This window comes from Stutzerimonas kunmingensis (assembly GCF_014764705.1).
GTDB lineage: Bacteria > Pseudomonadota > Gammaproteobacteria > Pseudomonadales > Pseudomonadaceae > Stutzerimonas.
Genome location: NZ_JACXXG010000046.1, coordinates 1 through 23,005, shown reverse-complemented (window position 1 = coordinate 23,005; position 23,005 = coordinate 1). Strand labels below are relative to the sequence as shown.

The 23,005-nt window shown below is 66.2% G+C and carries 20 protein-coding genes; 16 read left to right on the top strand and 4 right to left on the bottom strand.

Annotated elements, in window-relative coordinates:
- The 4 genes from IEG05_RS21320 to IEG05_RS21305 form a co-directional block, all read right to left on the bottom strand.
- Nucleotides 1–264, bottom strand: a 264-nt coding sequence (locus IEG05_RS21320) for an OprD family outer membrane porin (protein WP_191122698.1), incomplete at its 3' end; no start/stop codon positions are given.
- A 102-nt stretch (nucleotides 265–366) separates the two neighbouring features.
- Nucleotides 367–972, bottom strand: a complete 606-nt coding sequence (locus IEG05_RS21315) for a peroxidase-related enzyme (RefSeq protein WP_046621423.1) — start codon at nucleotides 970–972, stop codon at nucleotides 367–369.
- A 57-nt stretch (nucleotides 973–1,029) separates the two neighbouring features.
- Nucleotides 1,030–2,712 (bottom strand): AMP-binding protein, encoded by a 1,683-nt coding sequence (locus tag IEG05_RS21310; protein ID WP_191122697.1) that lies wholly within the window; start codon nucleotides 2,710–2,712, stop codon nucleotides 1,030–1,032.
- Between the two features lie 306 nt (nucleotides 2,713–3,018).
- Nucleotides 3,019–4,041, bottom strand: coding sequence for an apurinic/apyrimidinic endonuclease family protein (locus tag IEG05_RS21305; RefSeq protein WP_191122696.1), 1,023 nt, complete (start codon nucleotides 4,039–4,041; stop codon nucleotides 3,019–3,021).
- Between the two features lie 320 nt (nucleotides 4,042–4,361).
- Here IEG05_RS21305 and IEG05_RS21300 point away from each other — a divergent pair, with 320 nt between their 5' ends.
- From IEG05_RS21300 to IEG05_RS21225, 16 genes are all read left to right on the top strand, one after another.
- The gene (locus IEG05_RS21300) at nucleotides 4,362–5,525 is read left to right on the top strand and encodes an isovaleryl-CoA dehydrogenase (protein ID WP_122100075.1); all 1,164 of its coding nucleotides are present in this window, start codon (nucleotides 4,362–4,364) and stop codon (nucleotides 5,523–5,525) included.
- Nucleotides 5,526–5,636: 111 nt separating this feature from the next.
- The gene (locus IEG05_RS21295; RefSeq protein ID WP_191122695.1) at nucleotides 5,637–7,244 is read left to right on the top strand and encodes a carboxyl transferase domain-containing protein; all 1,608 of its coding nucleotides are present in this window, start codon (nucleotides 5,637–5,639) and stop codon (nucleotides 7,242–7,244) included.
- Between the two features lie 57 nt (nucleotides 7,245–7,301).
- Nucleotides 7,302–8,099, top strand: coding sequence for a gamma-carboxygeranoyl-CoA hydratase (locus tag IEG05_RS21290; protein WP_191122694.1), 798 nt, complete (start codon nucleotides 7,302–7,304; stop codon nucleotides 8,097–8,099).
- A gap of 379 nt (nucleotides 8,100–8,478) precedes the next feature.
- A complete protein-coding gene (locus IEG05_RS21285; RefSeq protein ID WP_191122693.1) occupies nucleotides 8,479–10,380 on the top strand; it encodes an acetyl/propionyl/methylcrotonyl-CoA carboxylase subunit alpha in 1,902 nt (633 codons plus the stop codon).
- A 135-nt stretch (nucleotides 10,381–10,515) separates the two neighbouring features.
- Complete coding sequence (locus IEG05_RS21280) at nucleotides 10,516–11,415, top strand: hydroxymethylglutaryl-CoA lyase (protein WP_191122692.1); 900 nt, start codon at nucleotides 10,516–10,518, stop codon at nucleotides 11,413–11,415.
- Between the two features lie 86 nt (nucleotides 11,416–11,501).
- Nucleotides 11,502–12,197, top strand: coding sequence for a CoA transferase subunit A (locus IEG05_RS21275; protein ID WP_003280095.1), 696 nt, complete (start codon nucleotides 11,502–11,504; stop codon nucleotides 12,195–12,197).
- A 4-nt stretch (nucleotides 12,198–12,201) separates the two neighbouring features.
- On the top strand, nucleotides 12,202–12,831 hold the full coding sequence (locus tag IEG05_RS21270; protein WP_042923651.1) for a CoA transferase subunit B: 630 nt from the start codon (nucleotides 12,202–12,204) through the stop codon (nucleotides 12,829–12,831).
- A 257-nt stretch (nucleotides 12,832–13,088) separates the two neighbouring features.
- Nucleotides 13,089–14,270, top strand: coding sequence for an acetyl-CoA C-acetyltransferase (locus IEG05_RS21265; RefSeq protein WP_191122691.1), 1,182 nt, complete (start codon nucleotides 13,089–13,091; stop codon nucleotides 14,268–14,270).
- Nucleotides 14,271–14,347: 77 nt separating this feature from the next.
- Entirely contained in the window at nucleotides 14,348–14,746 is a 399-nt protein-coding gene (locus IEG05_RS21260) for a MerR family transcriptional regulator (protein ID WP_014597531.1), read from the top strand.
- Nucleotides 14,747–15,155: 409 nt separating this feature from the next.
- On the top strand, nucleotides 15,156–16,241 hold the full coding sequence (locus tag IEG05_RS21255) for a TRAP transporter substrate-binding protein (RefSeq protein ID WP_003299010.1): 1,086 nt from the start codon (nucleotides 15,156–15,158) through the stop codon (nucleotides 16,239–16,241).
- Nucleotides 16,242–16,311: 70 nt separating this feature from the next.
- Entirely contained in the window at nucleotides 16,312–16,914 is a 603-nt protein-coding gene (locus IEG05_RS21250; RefSeq protein WP_111481876.1) for a TRAP transporter small permease subunit, read from the top strand.
- Nucleotides 16,915–16,930: 16 nt separating this feature from the next.
- Nucleotides 16,931–18,298, top strand: coding sequence for a TRAP transporter large permease (locus tag IEG05_RS21245; protein WP_191122690.1), 1,368 nt, complete (start codon nucleotides 16,931–16,933; stop codon nucleotides 18,296–18,298).
- A 207-nt stretch (nucleotides 18,299–18,505) separates the two neighbouring features.
- Nucleotides 18,506–20,005 carry a sigma-54 interaction domain-containing protein gene (locus tag IEG05_RS21240; RefSeq protein WP_191122689.1) on the top strand — a complete coding sequence of 500 codons (1,500 nt, stop codon included), beginning with the start codon at nucleotides 18,506–18,508 and terminating at the stop codon, nucleotides 20,003–20,005.
- Between the two features lie 111 nt (nucleotides 20,006–20,116).
- Entirely contained in the window at nucleotides 20,117–20,515 is a 399-nt protein-coding gene (locus IEG05_RS21235; RefSeq protein ID WP_191122688.1) for a DoxX family protein, read from the top strand.
- Between the two features lie 251 nt (nucleotides 20,516–20,766).
- The gene (locus tag IEG05_RS21230) at nucleotides 20,767–22,482 is read left to right on the top strand and encodes a tannase/feruloyl esterase family alpha/beta hydrolase (protein ID WP_191122687.1); all 1,716 of its coding nucleotides are present in this window, start codon (nucleotides 20,767–20,769) and stop codon (nucleotides 22,480–22,482) included.
- A gap of 268 nt (nucleotides 22,483–22,750) precedes the next feature.
- The coding region (locus IEG05_RS21225; RefSeq protein WP_191122686.1) for an OprD family outer membrane porin at nucleotides 22,751–23,005 on the top strand (255 nt) is incomplete at its 3' end.

Below are 23,005 nucleotides of genomic sequence, written 5' to 3'. Positions count from 1 at the left end.
CAGGCCGATGGCATCGAGACCAAAGCCGACCGGCCCTTCGGTATAGCCGGATTCCATTTTCAGCATGAAGCCCTGAGCCCACTCCTCGGCCTTGGCCTGAGCAGCGCCAGACTGCCGGAAGTCGCGGTTCATATAGAAGTTGCGCAGGTCGATGCTGGCCTTGCTGTCTTCGATGAAGGCGGCCGAAGCCGTGTTGGACATGCCCAGGATGGCCGCGGCCAGGCTGGAAAGCAGGAAGGTTCGGCTTGCTGGTTTCAGTTGCATAGCTTTCTCTCTTGTTGTTGTGATCGTTGATGCAGCTGTTGAGCCCGACTGCCAACTGCCCGGGCTCGGATTACCACTTCATGCGGTAATGCGGTGTCGCGCTCAGCGCGCGGTGCTTCTGGGCACGCGGCCCAGCAGGTAGAACTCGTCGTTGGGCGGGGTGCGCGCCATGGACACCAGCCGGTTGGAGAGGCCGAACAGCCCGGCGATGGCGCCGATGTCCCAGATGTCGTCGAGGCTGAAACCCTGGGCTTCCAGCCGCGCTTGCCAGGCGTCGTCCAGCACGCCGCGCCCTGCCGCAAGGTGCAGGGCGAAATCGAGCATCGTGCGCTGGCGTTCGGAGATCGGCGCGGTGCGGTAGTTGACGGCGATCTGGTCGGCCAGCTGCGCGTCCTTGGCGAGGATGCGCAGGATCGCGCCATGGGCGACCACGCAATACAGGCAGCCGTGGTCGGCGCTGACCGCCACCACGATCATCTCCTTCTCGGCCTGGGTCAGGCTGTCGGCTTCGCGCTCCATCAGCGCATCGTGATAGGCGAAGAAGGCGCGAAACTCCGCCGGCCGATGAGCCAGCATGAGAAACACGTTGGGGATGAAACCGGCCTTTTCCTGCACGGCGAGAATCCGTTCGCGCAGGTCGGCGGGCAGCGTGTCGAGGCTATCGGGCAGCGGAAAACGGCTGATCGACTGAGCAATAGGCAGCGCCATGGAAAGCTCCTTTTCGGATTAGCGAGTGGCCGGCCGGGCGAACCCGGCCGGTGCCGGTCAGTGCTGTTCGCTGATGCCCAGCTCGACCACGCTGATCTCGCGCATGCGGAACTTCTGCACCTTGCCGCTGATGGTCATCGGGAAGTCGTCGACGAACCGGATGTGCCGCGGCGTCTTGAAGTGGGCAATGCGGCCCTTGCAGAACTCGCGCAGCGCCTCGGCCTCGACCTCGTGGCCGGGGTGCAGCTTGACCCAGGCGACGATCTCCTCGCCGAACTTGCTGTCCGGCACGCCGATCACCTGCACGTCGGCGACCGCCGGATGGGTGAAGAGAAATTCCTCGATCTCGCGCGGGTACACGTTCTCGCCGCCGCGGATGATCATGTCCTTGTTGCGGCCGACGATCTTGATGTAACCCTCATCGTCCATTACCGCGAGGTCACCGGTGTGCATCCAGCGGGCGCCGTCGATGGCATCGCGGGTGGCGTCCGGGTTGTTCCAGTAGCCGAGCATCACGCTGTAGCCGCGGGTGCACAGTTCGCCGATCTGCCCGCGCGGCACCACCGCGCCGTGCTCGTCGACGATCTTGCTTTCCAGATGCGGCTGCGTGCGGCCGACGCTGGTCACGCGACGTTCCAGGTCGTCGTCGGCGCTGGTTTGGGTGGAGACCGGACTGGTTTCGGTCATGCCGTAGGCGATCTGCATTTCCGCCAGGTGCATGTCGTCGATGACGCGTTTCATCACCTCGATCGGGCAGGTGGAGCCGGCCATGATGCCGGTGCGCAGGCTGCTCAGGTCCAGCGACTGGCGCTCCGGGTGGTCGAGCATGGCGATGAACATGGTCGGCACGCCGTACATGCCGGTGGCCTTTTCCTCGGCCGCGGCCTGCAGCGCCGCCAGCGGCTCGAAGGCGGCGCTCGGATAGATCATGGTGGTGCCATGGGTAACGCAACCGAGGTTGCCCATGACCATGCCGAAGCAGTGGTACAGCGGCACCGGGATCACCAGACGGTCGTGCTCGGTGAGCCTGAGACTCTCGCCGACCATGTAGCCGTTGTTGAGGATGTTGTAGTGACTGAGGGTGGCGCCCTTGGGGAAGCCCGTGGTGCCGGAGGTGTACTGGATGTTGATGGGGTCGTCGAACTGCAAGCGTTCGCCGCACTGGCGCAGCTGTTCGGGGCCGACCTGCTCGGCCATCTCCATCAGCGCCTGCCACTGGAGCATGCCGTCCACCGGCTTGTCGCACAGGCTGATCACCCCGCGCAGCTCGGGCAGCATATGGCTCTGCAGGGCGCCGACAGCGGCGCTTTCCAGCTCCGGCAGCAGCTCGTGGAGCATGGCGTGGTAATCGGAAGTCTTGAAAGCATCGGCGCAGATCAGCCAGCGGCAGCCGGACTGCTTCAAGGCGTACTCAAGTTCGCTGAGGCGGTAAGCGGGGTTGATGTTGACCAGCACCACGCCGATCTTCGCCGTGGCGAACTGGGTAATGCACCACTGGGCATTGTTCGGTGACCAGATTCCCACTCGTTCGCCAGCTTGCAGTCCGAGGGCCAGCAGGCCACGCGCGCAACGGTCCACCGCCTCCGCCAGTTCCGCCCAGGTGTAACGCAGCTGCTGATGGCGCACCACCAGGGCCTCGCGCTGGGGAAAGCGCTCCACGGTACGGTCGAATGCCGCGCCGATGGTCATGGGCAACAGGGGTTTGCTCTGCGGTCCGCAGGTATAGCTCGGAAGACTCATGACGATTTTCCTCAGTCTTATGTTTGTTATGAGGCGTGCTCGCAAGGGTGCTGGCGCTGCTGACAGTCACCCTAGGCGACGATTACGTTAACGTAAAGGTAACTAGCTGACAATATGTTGCAGGGTAGGCGAAAGTCGAGGAGCTCGAGCAGTCAAATGGCCATTATCTGGTGACGAATAACGGGGTCAGCCGCGGCCAGATCGGCGCTGACACGACGTGTCGGAAGGCATGCCTGAGCGGCGCAAAAACGGTTGCGCCGGAGCCTCTGCAACGATGCCGCGCATGCGTCTGCCGAAGACGCCTCGTCAGCCGCATTCGCGCTGGTACTCGTTATGGAAATCTAGCGCGGCGAGGTTCTTGTCCTTGGCTTCGAGCATGATGTCGAAGCGATCAAGAAACTGAAACGCATAGTGATTCGTCCGGTGGTTCCACATGCGTTTGCTATGCGCATAGAGGTCGCGCTTGTTGACCTTCTCCAGCAACTCGGGGATTTCCAGCTTCTGCTCCGGCGCGAAGCCGAGCTCCATCAGGCTCTCCTGCGGCTGCGAGTAGTGCATGGTCGGCCGCACACCGCGCCAGCTTTCCAGAACGCGCTCGATGCGCGGGTCGTCCGGCTCGATGTAGCGGCCCTCGTGAATCCAGCAGTGATGGATATCCAGCACCACCGGCGCGAGGTCCGCGAGGCTCAGGCAGTCGTCCAGGCCATAGGTCTTTTCGTCGTTCTCGAAGGTGATGCAGTGGCGCGCCTCGGTCGACAGGCGCGGCCACACGGCACGCACCCCCTCGGCGCCGAGCCGCCCTGCGATATGCAGGTTGCATTTGAAGTCCTGGAAGCGCCGGCCGTAACCCATCATGCGGATCATGTCGGCGTGGTATTCGAATTCCGCCAGGCTGTTTTCCACCACCTGCGGCTTGTCCGAGCCAAGCACGCAATACTGCCCCGGATGCATCGACAGACGGATTTCGTTGGCCCGTGCCAGTTCGCCGATCGCGGCGAAGCCAGCCTCGAGGCGGTTCCGTATCTCGGCGCGACGGTAGAACGGCGCGATCTCGGCATGGCTGTAGAACGGCAGCAAGTCGCTGGACAGGCGCAACATGCGCAGCATCGGCGGCAACGTGGCGACGTATTCGAGCAGCACCCGCTGAGCGCTCAGATTGTGCTCGACGATCTCCTCCAGCCTCGCCTCGGCCGCGGCGCGACCGACCGAGGCCATCCAGCGCAGCGTGGTGCTGCGCGGGTTGAAGGTCCGCTCGATGCGCTCCAGCTCCTTCAGCGAGAGGCTCTGTTGCGGGTGGCGATACATGCAGGCGAAGCCGATACGGGGCATGGATTCCTCGTCGATGACAGGCCGGCGCTCCGACCATTGCCTGTTTAGTCCCGCCACGCCCACGGCGAGTGCCCCGCCACCGACGAAACACCACCCGCGGCATCCATGGCCGGGCAGCACCGCCCTTGCCGTGCACCTATGCTTGCAGAACGCCGCCCGCTGGTATGTTGACAGACCGCCGGCGCGCCTTTACGTTAACGTAAAGCAGCGAGCAACCAGTTCCCGAAGGCGCTCAGGCTGCGACCGGAGCGCCGGCCGGAACCCGCCGGATGCACGAATTCTCTGAACACAGAACAATTACAAGACAAGCAGGTGGCCCCATGAACTACTCCAGCCTCAATTTCGCCCTCGGTGAAACCATCGACATGCTGCGCGAGCAGGTCCAGGCCTTCGTCGCCGCCGAGATTGCCCCGCGCGCCGAAGCCATCGATCAGGACAACCTGTTCCCGGCGGACATGTGGAGAAAATTCGGCGAGATGGGCCTGCTCGGCGTGACCGTCTCCGAGGAGTACGGTGGTGCCGGCCTCGGCTACCTGGCCCACGTGGTGGCGATGGAAGAGATCAGCCGCGGCTCGGCCTCGGTCGCCCTCTCCTACGGCGCCCACTCCAACCTGTGCGTCAACCAGATCAACCGCAACGGCAACCCCGAGCAGAAGGCCCGCTACCTGCCCAAGCTGATCAGCGGCGAACACGTCGGTGCGCTGGCCATGAGCGAGCCGAATGCCGGCTCCGACGTGGTCTCCATGAAGCTGCGCGCCGAAAAGCGTGGCGACCGCTACGTGCTCAACGGCAGCAAGACCTGGATCACCAACGGCCCGGACGCCAACACCTATGTGATCTACGCCAAGACCGACCTGGACAAGGGTCCGCACGGCATCACCGCCTTCATCGTCGAGCGCGACTGGAAAGGTTTCTCCCGCGGCAACAAGTTCGACAAGCTCGGCATGCGTGGCTCCAACACCTGCGAGCTGTTCTTCGATGACGTCGAGGTGCCGCAAGAGAACGTGCTGGGCGTCGAGAACGGCGGCGTCAAGGTGCTGATGAGCGGCCTGGATTACGAGCGCGTGGTCCTGGCCGGCGGCCCGACCGGGATCATGCAGGCCTGCCTCGATGTGGTGGTGCCCTATATCCACGACCGCAAGCAGTTCGGTCAGAGCATCGGCGAGTTCCAGTTCATTCAGGGCAAGGTGGCGGACATGTACACCCAGCTCAACGCCAGCCGTGCCTATCTCTACGCCGTCGCTCAAGCCTGCGACCGTGGCGAGACCACCCGCAAGGACGCCGCCGGGGTGATCCTCTATACCGCCGAAAACGCCACGCAGATGGCCCTGCAGGCGATCCAGATCCTCGGTGGCAACGGCTATATCAACGAATTCCCCACCGGCCGCCTGCTGCGTGACGCCAAGCTCTACGAGATTGGCGCCGGCACCAGCGAGATCCGCCGGATGCTGATCGGACGCGAGCTGTTCAACGAATCCAGGTGAGCTGCGGGCGGAACAACGCCCAACCCTCGTAGGGTGGAAAACCGCGACGCGTTTTCCACCACAGTCGGTGGATGGCAGAGCCATCCATGATGGAACTGAACGGAGCCAACCATGGCCATCCTGCACACCCAGATCAATACCCGTTCGCCGGAGTTCGCCGCCAACAGCGCGGCGATGCTCGAACAGGTGAACAACCTGCGCGCCCTGCTCGGCCGCGTCAGCGAAGGCGGCGGCGCCACCGCCCAGCAGCGCCATGTCTCACGCGGCAAGCTCTTGGTGCGCGAGCGCATCGATACCCTGCTCGACGCCGGCTCGGCCTTTCTCGAACTCGCGCCGCTGGCCGCCCATGAGGTCTATGGCGAAGACGTCGCCGCTGCCGGCGTAGTGGCCGGGATCGGCCGCGTCGAAGGCGTCGAGTGCATGATCATCGCCAACGACGCCACCGTGAAAGGCGGCACCTACTACCCGCTGACAGTGAAGAAGCACCTGCGCGCGCAGACCGTCGCCCGCGTGAACCGCCTGCCCTGCATCTACCTGGTGGACTCCGGTGGCGCCAACCTGCCGCGACAGGACGAGGTGTTCCCGGACCGCGAGCACTTCGGCCGCATCTTCTTCAACCAGGCCAACATGAGCGCCATGGGCATCCCGCAGATCGCTGTGGTGATGGGCTCCTGCACTGCCGGCGGCGCCTACGTGCCAGCGATGGCCGACGAGACCATCATGGTGCGCAACCAGGCGACCATCTTCCTCGCCGGCCCGCCGCTGGTGAAGGCTGCCACCGGCGAAGTGGTGACCGCCGAGGAGCTGGGCGGCGCCGACGTGCACTGCAAGACCTCGGGCGTCGCCGACCACTACGCCGAGAACGACGAGCACGCCCTTTCCATCGCCCGCCGCTGCGTGGCCAACCTAAACTGGCGCAAGCTCGGCCAGCTGCAGACCCGCGAACCGCGCGCACCGCTGTATGCCGCCGACGAGCTGTACGGCGTGATCCCGGCGCAGGCCAAGCAACCCTATGACGTGCGCGAGGTGATCGCGCGGCTGGTGGACGGCAGCGAGTTCGATGAGTTCAAGGCGCTGTTCGGCACCACCCTGGTCTGCGGCTTCGCCCATCTGCACGGCTACCCGATCGCCATCCTCGCCAACAACGGCATCCTCTTCGCCGAGGCGGCGCAGAAAGGCGCGCACTTCATCGAACTGGCCTGCCAGCGCGGCATCCCGCTGCTGTTCCTGCAGAACATCACCGGCTTCATGGTCGGGCAGAAATACGAGGCCGGCGGCATCGCCAAGCACGGCGCCAAGCTGGTCACCGCGGTGGCCTGCGCCCAGGTGCCGAAGTTCACCGTGCTCATCGGCGGCAGCTTCGGCGCCGGCAACTACGGCATGTGCGGCCGCGCCTACGACCCGCGCTTCCTGTGGATGTGGCCCAACGCACGCATCGCGGTGATGGGCGGCGAACAGGCCGCCGGGGTACTCGCCCAGGTCAAGCAGGAACAGAGCGAGCGCGCCGGCAAGAGTCTCGGCGACGACGAGGTAGCCGCGATCAAGCAGCCGATTCTCGAGCAGTACGAGCGCCAGGGCCATCCCTATTACTCCAGCGCGCGGCTGTGGGACGACGGCGTGATCGACCCGGCGCAGACCCGCGAGGTGCTGGGGCTGGCGCTGTCCGCCGCGCTGAATGCGCCGATCGAGCCGACCCGCTTCGGCGTGTTCCGCATGTAATCCGAGCCGCCGGCAGCCAAGCGCGCCGGCGACTGCAGTCGCATCGAGGATGCCGAGATGACCGATTTCCAGACCATCGAACTGAACAAAGACGCGCGCGGCGTCGCCACCCTCTGGCTAAACCGCGAGGACAAGAACAACGCCTTCGACGCCCGGGTGATCGGCGAACTGAACGCCGCACTGGCCCAGGTGCAGGACGATGCCAGCATCCGCTTCCTGATCCTGCGCGGGCGCGGCAAGCATTTCTCCGCCGGTGCCGATCTGGGCTGGATGCGCGAGTCGGCCGAGCTCGACTACCAGGCGAACCTGGCTGACGCCCACGAACTCGGCGAGCTGATGCAGCGCCTTTACCAGCTGCCGCAGCCGACCCTGGCCGTGGTACAGGGCGCGGCCTTCGGCGGCGCGCTCGGGCTGATCGCCTGCTGCGACATGGCCATCGGCGCCCGCGACGCACTGTTCTGCCTGTCGGAAGTCCGCATCGGCCTGGCGCCGGCGGTGATCAGCCCGTACGTGGTCAAGGCCATCGGCGAGCGCACCACCCGCCGCTACGCGCTGACCGCCGAACGTTTCGACGGCACACGTGCCCGCGAACTGGGCCTGCTCGCCGAGACCTACCCGGCCAGTGAGCTGGACGCCGCGCTGGAGCAATGGGTCGACAACCTGCTGCTCAACAGCCCGCAGGCGCTCAAGGCCTGCAAGGACCTGCTGCTGGAAGTGGGCGATGGCGATTTCAGCGCCGACCTGCGCCAGACCACCGAACAGGCCATTGCGCGCCTGCGCACCAGCCCGGAAGGTCAGGAAGGCCTGAGCGCCTTCCTGGAAAAACGCACGCCCGCCTGGCAGGAGCGCGCGTGATGACTGGGCTTCTGTGGGGTGCTCGCTCGTATACGTTGTCGCGTACGCGCGGTGAGAGGGTTGCGTTGTGTGGTGGTCGGGCGGCTGTGTCGGTCCTTGGCAGCGCCCCCTCACCCCAGCCCCCTCCCCAAGGGGGCGAGGGGGTTTGGCCGTGCGGGGTCCGGAGCGCGATGCAGTTGCAGCCAAAAAACCAAAGCGCACCACACGGCCACCGCCACGACGCTCGGCCTGCAGCCTCCATCCGGCAAGCCGCCGACAACCAAACCACATCATTCCTCCGCCTCACTCCGTCATCCCCTCGCCCCTCCGGGGCGCCCGGCATAGGGGAGAGGGCTAGGGTGAGGGGAAACCCACTGAAGGCCACGCAGGAGCCACTACAATGATTACCACCCTCCTGGTCGCCAACCGCGGCGAGATCGCCTGCCGCGTGATGCGCACCGCCAAGGCCATGGGCCTGACCACCGTTGCGGTGCACAGCGCCATCGACGCCAGCGCGCGCCATGCCCGCGAAGCCGATATCCGCATCGACCTGGGCGGCGCCAAGCCGGTCGAGAGCTACCTGCGCATCGACAAGCTGATCGAGGCGGCCAAGGCCAGCGGCGCCCAGGCGATCCACCCGGGCTACGGCTTTCTCTCGGAGAACGCCGAGTTCGCCCGCGCCATCGAACAGGCCGGGCTGATCTTCCTCGGCCCGCCCGCCTCCGCCATCGACGCCATGGGCAGCAAGTCCGCCGCCAAGGCGCTGATGGAAGAAGCCGGCGTGCCGCTGGTACCGGGCTACCACGGCGAAGCGCAGGACGTGGAAACCTTCCGTGCTGCCGCGGAAAGGATCGGCTACCCGGTGCTGCTCAAGGCCACCGCCGGTGGCGGCGGCAAGGGCATGAAGGTGGTCGAGCGCGAGGCGGACCTGGCCGAAGCACTGGCGTCCGCCCAGCGCGAGGCACAGTCGTCGTTCGGTGACTCGCGCATGCTGGTCGAGAAATACGTGCTCAAGCCGCGCCATGTGGAAATCCAGGTCTTCGCCGACCAGCACGGCAACTGCCTGTACCTGAACGAGCGCGACTGCTCGATCCAGCGCCGCCATCAGAAGGTGGTCGAAGAGGCCCCTGCCCCTGGCCTGTCCCCCGAGCTGCGCCGTGCCATGGGCGAAGCCGCGGTGAAGGCGGCCAAGGCCATCGGCTACGTCGGCGCCGGCACCGTGGAATTCCTGCTGGATGCCCGTGGCGAATTCTTCTTCATGGAAATGAACACCCGTCTGCAGGTCGAGCACCCGGTCACGGAGGCCATCACCGGCCTCGACCTGGTCGCCTGGCAGATTCGCGTCGCCCGCGGCGAACCGCTGCCGATCAGCCAGGAGCAGGTGCCGCTGATCGGCCATGCCATCGAGGTACGGCTGTACGCCGAGGACCCGGACAACGATTTCCTTCCCGCCACCGGCACACTCGAGCTCTACCGTGAAGCCGCGGATGGTCCGGGCCGTCGCGTCGACAGCGGCGTCGCCGAGGGCGATACCGTGTCGCCCTTCTACGATCCGATGCTCGGCAAGCTGATCGCCTGGGGCGAGAACCGCGAGGAAGCGCGGCTGCGCCTCTTGGCCATGCTCGACGAGACCGCCGTCGGCGGCGTGCGCACCAACCTCGCGTTCCTGCGCCGCGTCGTCGGCCATCGCGCCTTTGCCGAGGCCGAGCTGGATACCGGCTTTATCCCGCGCCACGAAAGCGAACTGCTGCGTCCGGCCGGCGAGCTGTCCGATGCCTTCTGGCAACAGGCTGCCGAGTGCTTCGTACAGAGCGAACCGACCTCGGTTCGCGACGACGATGCCCATTCGCCGTGGTCCAAGCGCAGCGGACTGCGTTTAGGCATGCCGGCGCAGATCAGCCTGCACCTGCAGTGCAATGGCGAGAGCCGCCGGCTGAAGGTCGACCCGGCAGCGCCGCGGCAGAGCGTCCGCACGCCCAGGGCGATCCGCCAGGGCGATGCACTGTACCTGCAGTGGAACGGCGAATGGCTGGCCGTGCGCGCCTTCGACCCCATCGCCGAAGCCGAGGCCAGCCACCAGCATCACGGCGGCCTGACCGCGCCAATGAACGGCAGTATCGTGCGTGTGTTGGTGGAGGCCGGTCAGCATGTCGAAGCCGGCACCGCGCTGATCGTCCTGGAAGCGATGAAGATGGAACACAGCATCCGCAGCGCCCAGGCTGGCGTGGTCAAGAGCCTGTTCTGCAGCGAAGGCGAAATGGTCAGCGAAGGCGCGGTGCTGCTGGAGATGGAAGAGGCCTGAAGGATGCACAAGGTGGACAAGGCTTCGCCGTTGTCCACCCTACGCCCGAACACAACACCGTAGGGTGGAAAACTCGCGCAGCGATTTTCCACCGATACCCACGCAACGGCGGACGCCGTTACCCCTGGAGGACATATGAGCCTGCCCAAACAGGTCCGGCTGGTGGAAGTCGGACCGCGTGACGGCCTGCAGAACGAGCAGCAACCGATCAGCGTGGCGGACAAGGTGCGTCTGGTCGACGACCTGAGCGCCGCCGGGCTGTCCTATATCGAAGTCGGCAGCTTCGTCTCGCCCAAGTGGGTGCCGCAGATGGCGGGCTCCGCCGAAGTCTTCGCGCAAATCCAGCGCAAGGCCGGGGTTACTTACGCAGCGCTGACGCCGAACATGAAGGGCCTGGAGGCGGCCATCGAGGCCGGCGTGAAGGAAGTCGCGGTGTTCGGTGCGGCCTCCGAAGCTTTCTCGCAGAAGAACATCAACTGCTCCATCGCCGAGAGCCTGGCACGCTTCGCGCCTTTGATGGAGGCTGCCCGCGCGCAGGACATCCGCGTGCGCGGCTACGTCTCCTGTGTGCTCGGCTGCCCCTACGAAGGTGAAGTGGCGCCAGCCAAAGTCGCCGAAGTCGCCCGCGAGCTGTATGCCATGGGCTGCTACGAGGTTTCACTAGGCGACACCATCGGCACCGGCACACCGGGCAAGACCCGCACCCTGTTCGATACCGTGGCCAGCGAAGTGCCGCGCGAACGGTTGGCCGGGCATTTCCACGACACCTACGGCCAGGCGCTGGCGAACATCTATGCCAGCCTGCTGGAGGGTATCGCGGTGTTCGACAGCTCGGTCGCCGGCCTCGGTGGTTGCCCGTACGCCAAAGGCGCCAGCGGCAATGTCGCCAGCGAAGACGTGCTGTACATGTTCAACGGGCTGGACATAGCCACCGGCATCGACCTCGATGCGTTGATCGGCGCCGGCCAGCGCATCAGCCAGCTGCTGGGGCGTGCCAATGGTTCGCGGGTCGCCCGCGCCAGGCAGGCCGGTTAGCGGCACCGATTTTGCTAAATCCTATTCGTTGGGCGGCCATCTATCGGACCACCCGGCACAGACAGAACAACAAGTAGAGGTAATTCATGAACAAGATTTACCCCAGCGCCGCCCACGCCCTGGAAGGCCTGGTCGAGGACGGCATGACCATCGCCGTCGGCGGCTTCGGCCTGTGCGGCATCCCCGAGCATCTGATCGCCGCCCTGCGCGACAGCGGCAGGAAGGACCTGACTGCCATCAGCAACAACGCCGGTGTCGACGGTTTCGGCCTCGGCCTGCTGCTGGAGACGCGGCAGATCAGCAAGATGATTTCCTCCTACGTGGGTGAGAACAAGGAGTTCGAGCGCCAATACCTGGCCGGTGAGCTGGCCCTGGAGTTCACCCCGCAGGGCACCCTGGCGGAGAAGCTGCGTGCCGGCGGCGCGGGCATCCCGGCGTTCTACACCAAGACCGGCTACGGCACCCTGGTGGCCGAAGGCAAGGAGACCCGCCAGTTCAACGGCGAGTGGTACGTGATGGAAGAATCGCTGACCGCGGACCTGGCCCTGGTCAAGGCGTGGAAGGCCGACAAGGCCGGCAACCTGCTGTTTCGCAAGACCGCGCGCAACTTCAACCCGCTGGCGGCGATGGCCGGCGAGGTCTGCGTCGTCGAGGTGGAGGAGATCGTCGAGACCGGCGAGCTGGACCCGGACCAGATCCACCTGCCGGGCATCTATGTGCATCGCATCGTGCACAACCCGAACCCGGAAAAACGCATCGAAAAACGCACGGTGAGGAGCTGAGACCATGGCCTGGACACGTGAACAGATGGCGCAACGCGCCGCCCAGGAGCTGCAGGACGGCTTCTACGTCAACCTCGGTATCGGCCTGCCGACCCTGGTGGCCAACTACATCCCCGAAGGCATGGACGTCTGGCTGCAGAGCGAGAACGGCCTGCTCGGCATCGGTCCCTTCCCGACCGAGGAAGAGATCGACCCGGACCTGATCAACGCCGGCAAGCAGACCGTCACCGCCCTGCCCGGCTCGAGCTTCTTCGACAACGCGCAGAGCTTTGCCATGATCCGCGGCGGCCACATCAACCTGGCCATCCTCGGCGCCATGCAGGTGTCGGAAAAAGGCGATCTGGCCAACTGGATGATCCCCGGCAAGATGGTCAAGGGCATGGGCGGCGCAATGGACCTGGTGGCCGGCGTCAAGCGCGTCGTGGTGCTGATGGAGCACACCGCCAAGGGCGGCGCGCACAAGATCCTGCCGGCCTGCGACCTGCCGCTGACCGGCCTCGGCGTGGTCGACCGGATCATCACCGACCTCGGCGTGCTGGACGTCACCGAGCAGGGCCTGAAGCTGGTGGAGCTGGCCGAAGGCGTCAGCTTCGAGGAGCTGCAAGAGGCCACCGGCAGCCCGATCCAGCGCTGAAGCGAGTGCGGGAAGGACGCCGGAGCAACCCTTGCCCGCCGCGTCTTCCCGCCTGTCCCGAACGCCCCCGAGCCGGCGGCGCCGCCAGCACTGGCCAGTCACCCAGGCGCCCGTATACTGCGGCATCGACCGGTCCGCCAGCGCGCTGACCAACGGCTTGCCCCCTGCCGTTCGAGGGCACCCTTTCCCGGAGCCAGGCCGCGTGCCTGGTCCTCGCGTTACGCCCCGGCGTAGCGCCTTTTTATTCGGAGTCCGTCATGCAAGACGTCGTCATCGTAGCTGCAACCCGCACCGCCATCGGCAGTTTCCAGGGCTCGCTGGCCAATGTGCCGGCAGTCGAACTGGGCGCCACCGTGATCCGCGCCCTGCTGGAAAAGACCGGCATCGACCCGGCCCAGGTCGATGAAGTCATCCTCGGCCATGTGCTCACCGCCGGCGCCGGGCAGAACACCGCGCGCCAGGCCTCGATCAAGGCCGGCCTGCCCCACGCCGTACCGGCCATGACGCTGAACAAGGTCTGCGGCTCGGGCCTCAAGGCCGTGCATCTGGCCGTGCAGGCGATCCGCTGCGGCGATGCCGAAGTGGTCATCGCCGGCGGCATGGAGAACATGAGCCTGGCGCCCTACGTCCTGCCCGGCGCACGCACCGGCCTGCGCATGGGCCACGCGCAGATCGTCGACACCATGATCACCGACGGTCTGTGGGATGCCTTCAACGACTACCACATGGGCATCACCGCAGAGAACCTGGCCGACAAGTACGGCATCGACCGCGCCCAGCAGGACGCCTTCGCCGCGCAGTCGCAGCAGCGTGCAGCAGCGGCCATCGAAAGCGGCCGCTTCGATGCCGAGATCACCCCGGTGCTCATCCCGCAGCGCAAGGGCGATCCGCTCGCCTTCGCCCGCGACGAGCAACCCCGCGCCGGCACTACGGCCGACTCCCTCGGCGGCCTGCGCGCAGCGTTCAAGAAAGACGGCAGCGTCACCGCCGGCAACGCTTCGACCCTCAACGACGGCGCCGCTGCGGTGGTGCTGATGAGCGCCAGCAAGGCCGAGGCCCTGGGCCTGCCGGTACTGGCGAAGATCGCCGGTTACGCCAACGCTGGCGTCGACCCGGCGATCATGGGCATCGGCCCGGTTTCCGCTACCCGCCGCTGCCTGGAGAAAGCCAGCTGGTCGCTGGCCGAGCTGGACCTGATCGAAGCCAACGAAGCCTTCGCCGTGCAGGCGCTGTCGGTGGGTAAGGAATTGGGCTGGGATGCCGATAAGGTCAACGTGAACGGCGGCGCCATCGCCCTCGGCCACCCGATCGGCGCCTCGGGCTGCCGCATCCTGGTGACCCTGCTGCACGAGATGCAGCGCCGCGATGTTCGCAAGGGCCTGGCAACACTGTGCATCGGTGGTGGCCAGGGAGTAGCCTTGGCAGTCGAACGCCCCTGAGCGCACCGTCGCGGCAGGGCATGCTGGCAGACACGCGCCCGGTTCGCCGGGCGCGACAGAGGATGATCGGAAGAATCATGGCGAAACAGACCTACAGTATTTCCGACCTGGCCAACGAGCTGGATATCACCACTCGCGCCATCCGCTTCTACGAAGAACAGGGCATGCTCACGCCGACCCGCCGCGGTCAGGAACGCATCTATTCACCCAAGGATCGCGTCGCGCTGAAGCTGATCCTGCGCGGCAAGCGCATCGGCTTTTCGCTGGCCGAATGCAAGACGCTGATCGAACTCTACGACCCCAAGGCCGGCAACCAGAAGCAGCTGAACATCATGCTGCAGATGATCGCCGAGCGGCGCCAGCAGCTGGAGCAGCAACTGCTCGACATCCAGCAGATGCAGCTGGAGCTGGACACCGCCGAAGAGCGTTGCCGCAGCGCCCTGGAAAGCACCTTGGCCAAGCAAGCCGCCAGCTGATCGCACACCCTCCGCTCTACTCCTTTCATCCGGCGTCGCGCCCCGCGCAACGCCGGATTTCGTTTGTCCAGCAGTCAGTCATTGCTGCCGTCCATGAAACTGGACATGTTCCAGAACTCCAGACACCGCCGCATGTTCACCTGAGCAGTGTCTGCCACAGCGGACACCGCTATCGCCCTGCAAGCATCCGAATGCCGCTGCAGACCGCGCCTTTCCTCGATCGCGAGTGATAGGCACAGAACCTGCAATCCACCCTGCGACGCCAGAACAAACCAAAGAACAAGACTGGCGCCGAATCGGCAGCATCGGCTCGGCCTCTGTTCTTGTTCTGGCCTGTTAACGCCCTCGACCCACGGGCGGTTACGCGTCCGCCCTCGGGCACCAGAACAACAACAAGAAGGAAACCTGCATGTCGACCAAGAACAAACTCTCCCGTATCGCCTGCGCCATCGGTGCCACAACCCTGCTCGGCGCCAGCCTGCTCAGTGGCGTCGCCAGCGCCGCGGAAAAGATCCGCTGGCAGGTACCGCTGGCTTTCCCTTCCCACCTGATCGGCCTCTCCACACCAGTCAAGCACCTTTCCGAATCGCTCAAGGCCGTCTCGGGCGGCGACATCCAGCTGCGCTACTACGAGCCGGGCGAGCTGGTGCCGCCGTTCGAAATCATGGATGCGGTGAGCAGCGGCAAGTACCCGGCCGGCTACACCTGGATTGGCTACGACCAGGGCACCATCCCGGCCCTGCCGCTGTACTCCGGCGCGCCGTTCAACATGGAGCCGCCGGCGCACCTGGCCTGGTATTACCAGGGCGACGGCAAGAAGCTGCTCGAGGAGATCTACGCCGAGCGCAATATCCACCCGATGCTGTGCAGCATCATCGGCCCGGAAGGCGCCGGCTGGTTCGCCAAGCCCATCGAGAAGCTGGATGACTTCGATGGCTTGCGCATCCGCTTCGCCGGTATCGGCGGCAAGGTGCTGGAAAAGCTCGGCGCCTCGGTGACCATGGTGCCGGGCGGCGAGATCTACCAGGCGCTGGAGCGCAAGACCATCGACGCCACCGAGTTCTCGCAGCCGGCGGTGGACAAGATGCTCGGCCTGGACCAGATCATCAAGAACTACATCATGCCCGGCTGGCACCAGACACTGACCACCTCGCATCTGCTGGTGAACAAGGACGTCTGGGACAAGCTCGCGCCGGAAAGCCGCGCACTCATCGAGATGGGTTGCGAGTCGGCCACCCTCAAGGGCTTTGCCGAAAGCGAGTGGGCCCAGCCGACCGCCCTGCGTGACTACCAGAAGCAGGGCGTGAAGGCCCAGGTGCTGCCTGAGCCGGTACTGCGCGAGCTGCAGAAGGTCACCGACGAGGTGCTCGACGAGATGGCCGCCAAGGACGAGATGTTCAAGCGCGTGCTGACCAGCCAGCGTGAGTTCATGCAGCACCACTCGATCTGGCACGGCATGGGCTATCTGCCGCGCGACTTCTACAAGTACGACTGACAGCTGCGCCTAAGGCGGGCACGGCGACGTGCCCGCGTTCTTCACCTGTGTCGAGATTTCGAGGTCCGCCGTGTCCTTCAAGCCCGTCTCTCCCGATGCGCCAGCGCCCGACGCGCTGCCGTACAACCGCATCTCGCGGCCGCTGGATCGCCTGCTGGTGGCCATCGGCGAAGCCAGCGCCTGGCTCTGGCTGGCCGTGCTGCTGGTCGTGCTGGCCAATGTGTTCAACCGCTTTGCCCTCTCGCGCGGCTCCATCGCGCTGGAGGAAATGTCCTGGCACCTGTTCGGCGCCGCGCTGATGCTTGCCCTCGCCTATGCCGTAGTGCGCGACGACCATGTGCGTGTCGATGTGCTGAGCGAACGCTTCAGCCTGCGCAGCCGCGCCTGGATCGAGCTGGTCGCCATCGTGCTGCTGGCCCTGCCGGTGATCGCGCTGATGATCGATGCGCTGATTCCCTACGCCTACAAGGCCTACCTCTACAACGAACGCTCCCAGGCACCCAGCGGGCTGCCCCATCGCTTCATCTTCAAGAGCGTGCTGCCCATCGGCCTCGCCCTGGTAGCGCTGGCGCTGCTGTCCCGCGCGTTGCGCTGCAGCACCCTGCTGTTCAATTTCCCGCGGGCCCTGACGGCCCCCTCGGACGAGCGCGACCGCACTCGTTCGCAGCCCTGATGGAGTAGTCGCAATCATGGGTCTGGAAGCAATCCTCGTCATCGCCATGTTCGCCAGCTTCATGGGCCTGCTGCTGCTCGGCTTCCCGGTCGCCTGGTCGCTGGCCGGCATCGGCCTGCTGTTCGCCGTGGTCGGCTATGTGCTGGTGGAACACTTCGACGCCAATCTCTGGTTTACCTGGGACGGCACCATCGGCGTGCTCGACGCGCGCATCTACGGCATCGTCGCCAATGAGCTGATGGTGGCCCTGCCGCTGTTCATCTTCATGGGCATCATGCTCGACCGCTCCGGCATCGCCGAGCGCCTGATGCACAGCCTGGTGCGTGTGCTCGGCCCGCTGCGAGGCGGCTACGCGGTGACCGTGGTGGTGGTCGGCATCCTGCTCGCCGCCTCCACCGGCATCGTCGGCGCCTCGGTGGCGCTGCTCGGCATGCTCTCCATCGGGCCGATGCTGCAGGCCAACTACAACAAGAGCTTGGCGGTGGGCACCGCCTGCTCGGTGGGCACGCTGGGCATCCTCATCCCGCCGAGCATCATGCTGGTGCTGATGGCCGACCGCCTCGGCACCTCGGAAGCCTCGGTGGGCAAGCTGTTCATGGGCGCGTTGATCCCGGGGATGATGCTGGCGCTGGCGTACATCCTCTACATCGTGGTCGTCGCCTGGCTGAAAAAGGACTTCGCCCCGGCCCCGGTCAACCGGCCGAAGCTCGACGCCCGTGCCCTGCTCGACGTGTTCTGGGCCGTGGTGCCGCCGCTGGCACTGATCTTCGCCGTGCTCGGCTCGATCTTCTTCGGTATCGCCACCACCACCGAGGCCTCCGCCGTCGGCGCCTTCGGTGCACTGTTGATGGCAGCGGCCAGCCGCCGGCTGAACCTGCCGGTGCTCAAGGATGCGCTGTACCAGACCAGCCGCACCGCGGCGTTCATCTTCGGCATCTTCATCGGCGCCACGGTATTCGCCGCCGTGCTGCGCGGCCTGGGTGGCGACGACGTGATCCGCGCGGCGCTGACCGGCCTGCCGTTCGGCCAGACCGGCGTACTGCTCACCGTGCTGGCGATCACCTTCCTGCTGGGGTTCTTCCTCGATTGGGTGGAGATCACCCTGATCATCCTGCCGCTGGTGGCGCCGGTGCTGTTCTCAATGGGCGTCGATCCGCTGTGGTTCGCGATTCTCTTCGCGCTCTGCCTGCAGACTTCGTTTCTCACCCCGCCGGTGGGCTTCGCGCTGTTCTACATCAAGGGCGTCTGCCCGCCGGGCGTCACCACCCGCGATGTCTACCTCGGCGTGCTGCCGTACATCATCATCCAGCTGATCGGTCTGGCCCTGGTGTTCTATTTCGCGCCGCTGGCCACCTGGCTGCCCAACGAAGTGTATAGCCCCTGAAAACTACCTGCGTTGGCAATACTGCGTTAGAACCGGCCTCAGAATGCTCATTTACAACACGTAAACTCCGCTTCTTCGGCCGCTTCTGCCTTGTCTTGCCTGCCTCGGCAACGTTTTCTCCAGCGTCTCCAACGTCCTCCGGCTGCCTTGCCCGTGGCAGCCGGGGCCAACCATAATCGGTCGCCCCAGAACGGACCCTGACTGCCCATGAGCATTGCCCGCGACGCACTCGACAACCACGGCCTAATCGTCGGCGTTTCGCCGGAACGCTTCCGTGCCGTGGCCATGCCACTGCTGTTCGACCACCTGAACGCGCAGTGCGAGGGCACCATCGCGGTAAACCGCCAGGCGCGCATCGTCTGGATCAACGACAAGTACGCCGAGAAGGTCGGCATCCGCGATCCGGCCAGCGTGCTCGGCAAGGAAATCGAGGAAGTGCTGCCAGCCAGCCGCCTGCGCGAGGTGGTGGAAAGCGGCCAGCCGAGCATGATCGACCTGATGGCCTTCGGCGACGAGCACTTCGTGGTCACCCGCATTCCGCTGCGCGACGAGGACGGCACCCTGGTCGGCGCGCTGGGCTTCGTGCTGTTCGACCGCGCGCGCCACCTCAAGCCGCTGATGTCCAAGTACACCAGCCTGCAGACTCAGCTGGTCGCTACCCAGAACGAACTGGCCAAGGCGCGCCGGGCGCGTTACACCATCGCCGGTTTCATCGGCAACAGCCCGGCCGCCAGCGAGATCAAGCGTCAGGCCCGGCGCGCCGCGCAGCTCGATGCCACGGTGCTGCTGCGTGGCGAGACCGGCACCGGCAAGGAGCTGCTGGCCCAGGGCATCCATAACCTCTCGCCGCGCGCGCGCGGGCCCTTCGTCGCGGTCAACGTCGCGGCGATTCCGGAAAGCCTGGTGGAGGCCGAACTGTTCGGCACCGCTCCCGGCGCCTTTACCGGCGCCGACCGCAAGGCGCGCATCGGCAAATTCGAGGTGGCCAACGGCGGCACGCTGTTCCTCGACGAGATCGGCGACCTGCCGCTGCCGCTGCAGGCTAAGCTGCTGCGCGTGCTGCAGGAACAGGAGGTCGAGCCGCTCGGCTCCAACCAGGTCAAGGCGCTCAATGTGCGGGTGATCGCCGCGACCCATATCGACCTGGAAGCCAAGGTCGCCGCCGGCCAGTTCCGCGACGACCTCTACTACCGCCTCAACGTTCTGGCCCTGCGCGTGCCACCGTTGCGCGAGCGCGCCAGCGACATCCCCGCCGTGGTCGAGCACCTGCTCGACGACATCGCCAACCGCTCCGGGCAGCCGCCGATGGAGCTGAGCCCCGAGGCGCTGGCGCTGCTCTGCGCGCAACCCTGGCGCGGCAACGTGCGCGAGCTGGGCAATCTGCTGGAGCGCGCGCAGCTTTCCGCCGACGGCCCGCAGTTGCAGGCGGCACACTTGATGCCATTGCTCGGCGATCAGGCACGCCCGGTAGACGCCAGCAGCCATCTGGCAGCCGTGTCTCCACCTGCTCAAGCCGCAGCGGCAGCCAGTCTCGAAGAACTGCCGCTGCAACCGCTGGCCCAGACCCTCGCCCAGGCCGAGCGGCGCGCCCTGCAGAGCGCACTGGCCGCCTGCAAGGGCAACCGGCGGCGCGCCGCCATGGAACTCGGCATCTCCCGCGCGAGCCTCTACAGCAAGCTGCAACAGCATGGCCTGAGCCAGCGCTGAGCGGCCTAACGCGCGGAACTGGCGCCAACCGCGACGCGGCAATGTCACAGCCGCTGATCTACATTGGAGGCAGGGCCGCCGACTCCCGGCGCCGCAAGGGGACGCGCAACGATGACAGACGATGCAGGCAAACTGGTTCTCAGACTGGCAGTCGGCGTGCTGATGCTGCTGCATGGCATCCACAAACTGCTGCACGGCGTCGATGGCATCGGTGGCATGCTGGCCGGCATGGGCCTGCCGACGGCCCTCGCCTACGGCGCCTACCTGGGTGAGGTGGTCGGGCCGCTGCTGGTGATCCTTGGCCTTTATACCCGCCTCGGCGCTCTGCTGATGCTGGGCAACATGGTCGTCGCGCTGGCGCTGGCGCACCGGGCCGAACTGTTCGACATCGGGCCGATGGGCGGCTGGGCCATCGAGCTGCAGGGTCTGTTCCTGTTCGGCTCGCTGGCCATCCTGCTGCTCGGCGCCGGGCGCTACAGCGTCGGCGGGATCAACGGCCGCTACAACTAGCAACCCGAGTGTCCGGCGCAGCGGACAGTCGTCCAGCGCGCCGGACATCGCGTCACCCGAACTCCGCCGCGCCGAACATCTTTCTGCCTCCCCCAACGGCTTCCGCATCCCCGCCCTAGAGCCCTCGCCCCGACGGCGATGACCGGCTATCGCCTGCTCTCCCTTCCTTCCGTCCGCTGGCATGTCATTGGCTTGAGCGCTTATGCGCCCGCGTGGCGCATGGCCCGAAAACAAGAAGAAGGAAAGCCTCAATGATGCATCCATCCTGCAATTCGCTTGCGCGCTGTTCCCTGCCTCTGGCCTCCCTCGCCCTGGCGCTGCTGGCCAGTCAGTCCGCCCAGGCGGCGACCTGCCCCGAGCTGCTCGGTCGCGAGATTCCGGCCCAGGCCATCGGCCTGCCTACCAGCGGCGCCCGCGTCACGGCGGCGACCCAGGTGGCCGCCGGCGGCAGCGCCCCGCAGACGTTCGGCGCCTATTGCGATGTCAGCGCCGAGATTCGCCCGGTCGATCCCGCCGCACCGGCAATCCGCATGCGCCTGGTGCTGCCCGAACAATGGAACCGCAAGGCGATGATGTTCGGCGGCGGCGGTTACAACGGCACGGTGCCGAACGTCGCCGGCAACGTCCCCGCCGGCCCGCTGGATCAACCCACACCACTCGGCCGTGGCTACGCCGTGTTCGGTAGCGACTCCGGGCACATCGCCGACCCGACGAGCCCCGGCGCCTTTGCCTGGAATGACGAAGCCCTGGCCAACTACGCCCACGATGCGCTGAAGAAGACCCGCGATACCGCCGTCTACCTGATCGAACAACGCTACGGTGCCGCGCCCGAGCGCAGCTATTTCGCCGGCGGCTCCACCGGTGGCCGCGAGGCGCTGGCGGTGGTGCAGCAATGGCCGACCGACTTCAACGGCGCCATCGTCCTCTACCCCGCCTACAACGCCCTGGCGCTGGACCTGCAGTTCGGCCGCATCACCCGTGCCCTCGCCCAGCCCGGCGCCTTTCCCAGCCTGGAGAAGCGCGCCGCACTGCTGGAAGCCGCGATGCAGGCCTGCGACAAGTTGGATGGCGTGCGCGACGGCGTGATCAGCCATCAGGCCGCGTGCAATGCGCAGTTCGACCCGGCCCGCGCCAGGCTCAACGGCAAACCGCTGCGCTGCCCGGGCGGTGCCGATACCTCGCAGCGCTGCCTGTCGGATGCGCAGATCCAGGCGCTGCGGGTGTTCAACACGCCGATCCGCTTCAACTTCCGGCTGGCCAGCGGCGAAACCCACTACCCCGGCTTCAACACCTGGGGCACCGACCTCGGCCGGCCGGGTGAAGGCCTGCAGCTGGTGGTCAACCGCCTCGGCCTCAACACCCTGCAGCCGAGCTATCCGATGCCCGTGCACGGCACCGGCTTCGCCGAGGGCGCGCCCTACCATTCGGGCTTCTGGGATGAATGGGTGCGCTTCTTCGTGACGCGCAACCCCACCTTCAACTCGCTGACCCTCGACCCGCAGAACCCCGGCCCATGGCAGGCGCGCATCAGCGAGCTGTCGCTGCGCCAGGACGTCAACCGGACCGACCTGTCCGCCTTCGCCCGCAACGGCGGCAAGATCCTCATGGCCCACGGCAGTTCCGACCAGCTGGTGAGCACCCGCGCCACCGCCGAATACTACGAGCGGGTGCGCCGCGACATGGGCCCGGGCAAGACCAAGCACTTCCTGCGCTATTACGAGATCCCCGGCTACGGCCACGCCGCCAGCACCGTGTTCAACGCCGCCTGGGATTCGCTGACCGCGCTGGAAAACTGGGTCGAGCAGGGCCAACCGCCGCGCCGGCAGATCGTTGCCGACAGCGTCGGCGTACCGGGCCGCACCCGCCCGCTGTGCGAATACCCAGACTGGCCGAAGTATGTCGGCAAAGGCGACGTGAATGCCGCGTCGAGCTTCGTCTGCGTCAAGAGTCGCAGGGGCACGCGCTGATCTGATCCGGCGCCGGTCTCACCCGCCGGCGCCGTCCAGTCTGCCCGACTGGACACCTCGACCCCGCAGAACACCGCCGCCCGCCATACATGTCCAGCCCAACGGACGCACCGCAGCCCGCGCGGCAAGCCCAGCCAACCGCCCATAGAACGCTCTACCACGCGCCATTGCGGCGGGTGGCCACTTGAGCGCCGCGCCTGGCACGCCTTTCGCTCTATGCCCTGTAGCCGCCCGAGAGCGGCCCAAAACAACAACAAGAGGAAATACCATGCGACCGCAACACAAAACCCTCTGCCACATTCTCTGCGGCGGCGCCGCAGTGATCGCCACCAGCCCCGCCAGCGCCGCCTTCATCGACGACAGCAAGGCCGCTGTCGAACTGCGCAACTTCTACATGAACCGTGACTTCCGTTCGGGGGACGGCCAGTCCAAGGCCGAGGAGTGGGCCCAGGGCTTCATCCTGAAAATGGAGTCCGGTTACACCGAAGGACCGGTCGGCTTCGGCCTGGATGCCATCGGGCTA

Bases quoted from the DNA above. Each gene is read 5' to 3' on its own strand.
- IEG05_RS21315 (WP_046621423.1), bottom strand. From the start codon at position 972: ATGGCGCTGCCTATTGCTCAGTCGATCAGCCGTTTTCCGCTGCCCGAT.
- IEG05_RS21310 (WP_191122697.1), bottom strand. From the start codon at position 2,712: ATGAGTCTTCCGAGCTATACCTGCGGACCGCAGAGCAAACCCCTGTTG.
- IEG05_RS21305 (WP_191122696.1), bottom strand. From the start codon at position 4,041: ATGCCCCGTATCGGCTTCGCCTGCATGTATCGCCACCCGCAACAGAGC.
- IEG05_RS21300 (WP_122100075.1), top strand. From the start codon at position 4,362: ATGAACTACTCCAGCCTCAATTTCGCCCTCGGTGAAACCATCGACATG.
- IEG05_RS21295 (WP_191122695.1), top strand. From the start codon at position 5,637: ATGGCCATCCTGCACACCCAGATCAATACCCGTTCGCCGGAGTTCGCC.
- IEG05_RS21290 (WP_191122694.1), top strand. From the start codon at position 7,302: ATGACCGATTTCCAGACCATCGAACTGAACAAAGACGCGCGCGGCGTC.
- IEG05_RS21285 (WP_191122693.1), top strand. From the start codon at position 8,479: ATGATTACCACCCTCCTGGTCGCCAACCGCGGCGAGATCGCCTGCCGC.
- IEG05_RS21280 (WP_191122692.1), top strand. From the start codon at position 10,516: ATGAGCCTGCCCAAACAGGTCCGGCTGGTGGAAGTCGGACCGCGTGAC.
- IEG05_RS21275 (WP_003280095.1), top strand. From the start codon at position 11,502: ATGAACAAGATTTACCCCAGCGCCGCCCACGCCCTGGAAGGCCTGGTC.
- IEG05_RS21270 (WP_042923651.1), top strand. From the start codon at position 12,202: ATGGCCTGGACACGTGAACAGATGGCGCAACGCGCCGCCCAGGAGCTG.
- IEG05_RS21265 (WP_191122691.1), top strand. From the start codon at position 13,089: ATGCAAGACGTCGTCATCGTAGCTGCAACCCGCACCGCCATCGGCAGT.
- IEG05_RS21260 (WP_014597531.1), top strand. From the start codon at position 14,348: ATGGCGAAACAGACCTACAGTATTTCCGACCTGGCCAACGAGCTGGAT.
- IEG05_RS21255 (WP_003299010.1), top strand. From the start codon at position 15,156: ATGTCGACCAAGAACAAACTCTCCCGTATCGCCTGCGCCATCGGTGCC.
- IEG05_RS21245 (WP_191122690.1), top strand. From the start codon at position 16,931: ATGGGTCTGGAAGCAATCCTCGTCATCGCCATGTTCGCCAGCTTCATG.
- IEG05_RS21240 (WP_191122689.1), top strand. From the start codon at position 18,506: ATGAGCATTGCCCGCGACGCACTCGACAACCACGGCCTAATCGTCGGC.
- IEG05_RS21235 (WP_191122688.1), top strand. From the start codon at position 20,117: ATGACAGACGATGCAGGCAAACTGGTTCTCAGACTGGCAGTCGGCGTG.
- IEG05_RS21230 (WP_191122687.1), top strand. From the start codon at position 20,767: ATGATGCATCCATCCTGCAATTCGCTTGCGCGCTGTTCCCTGCCTCTG.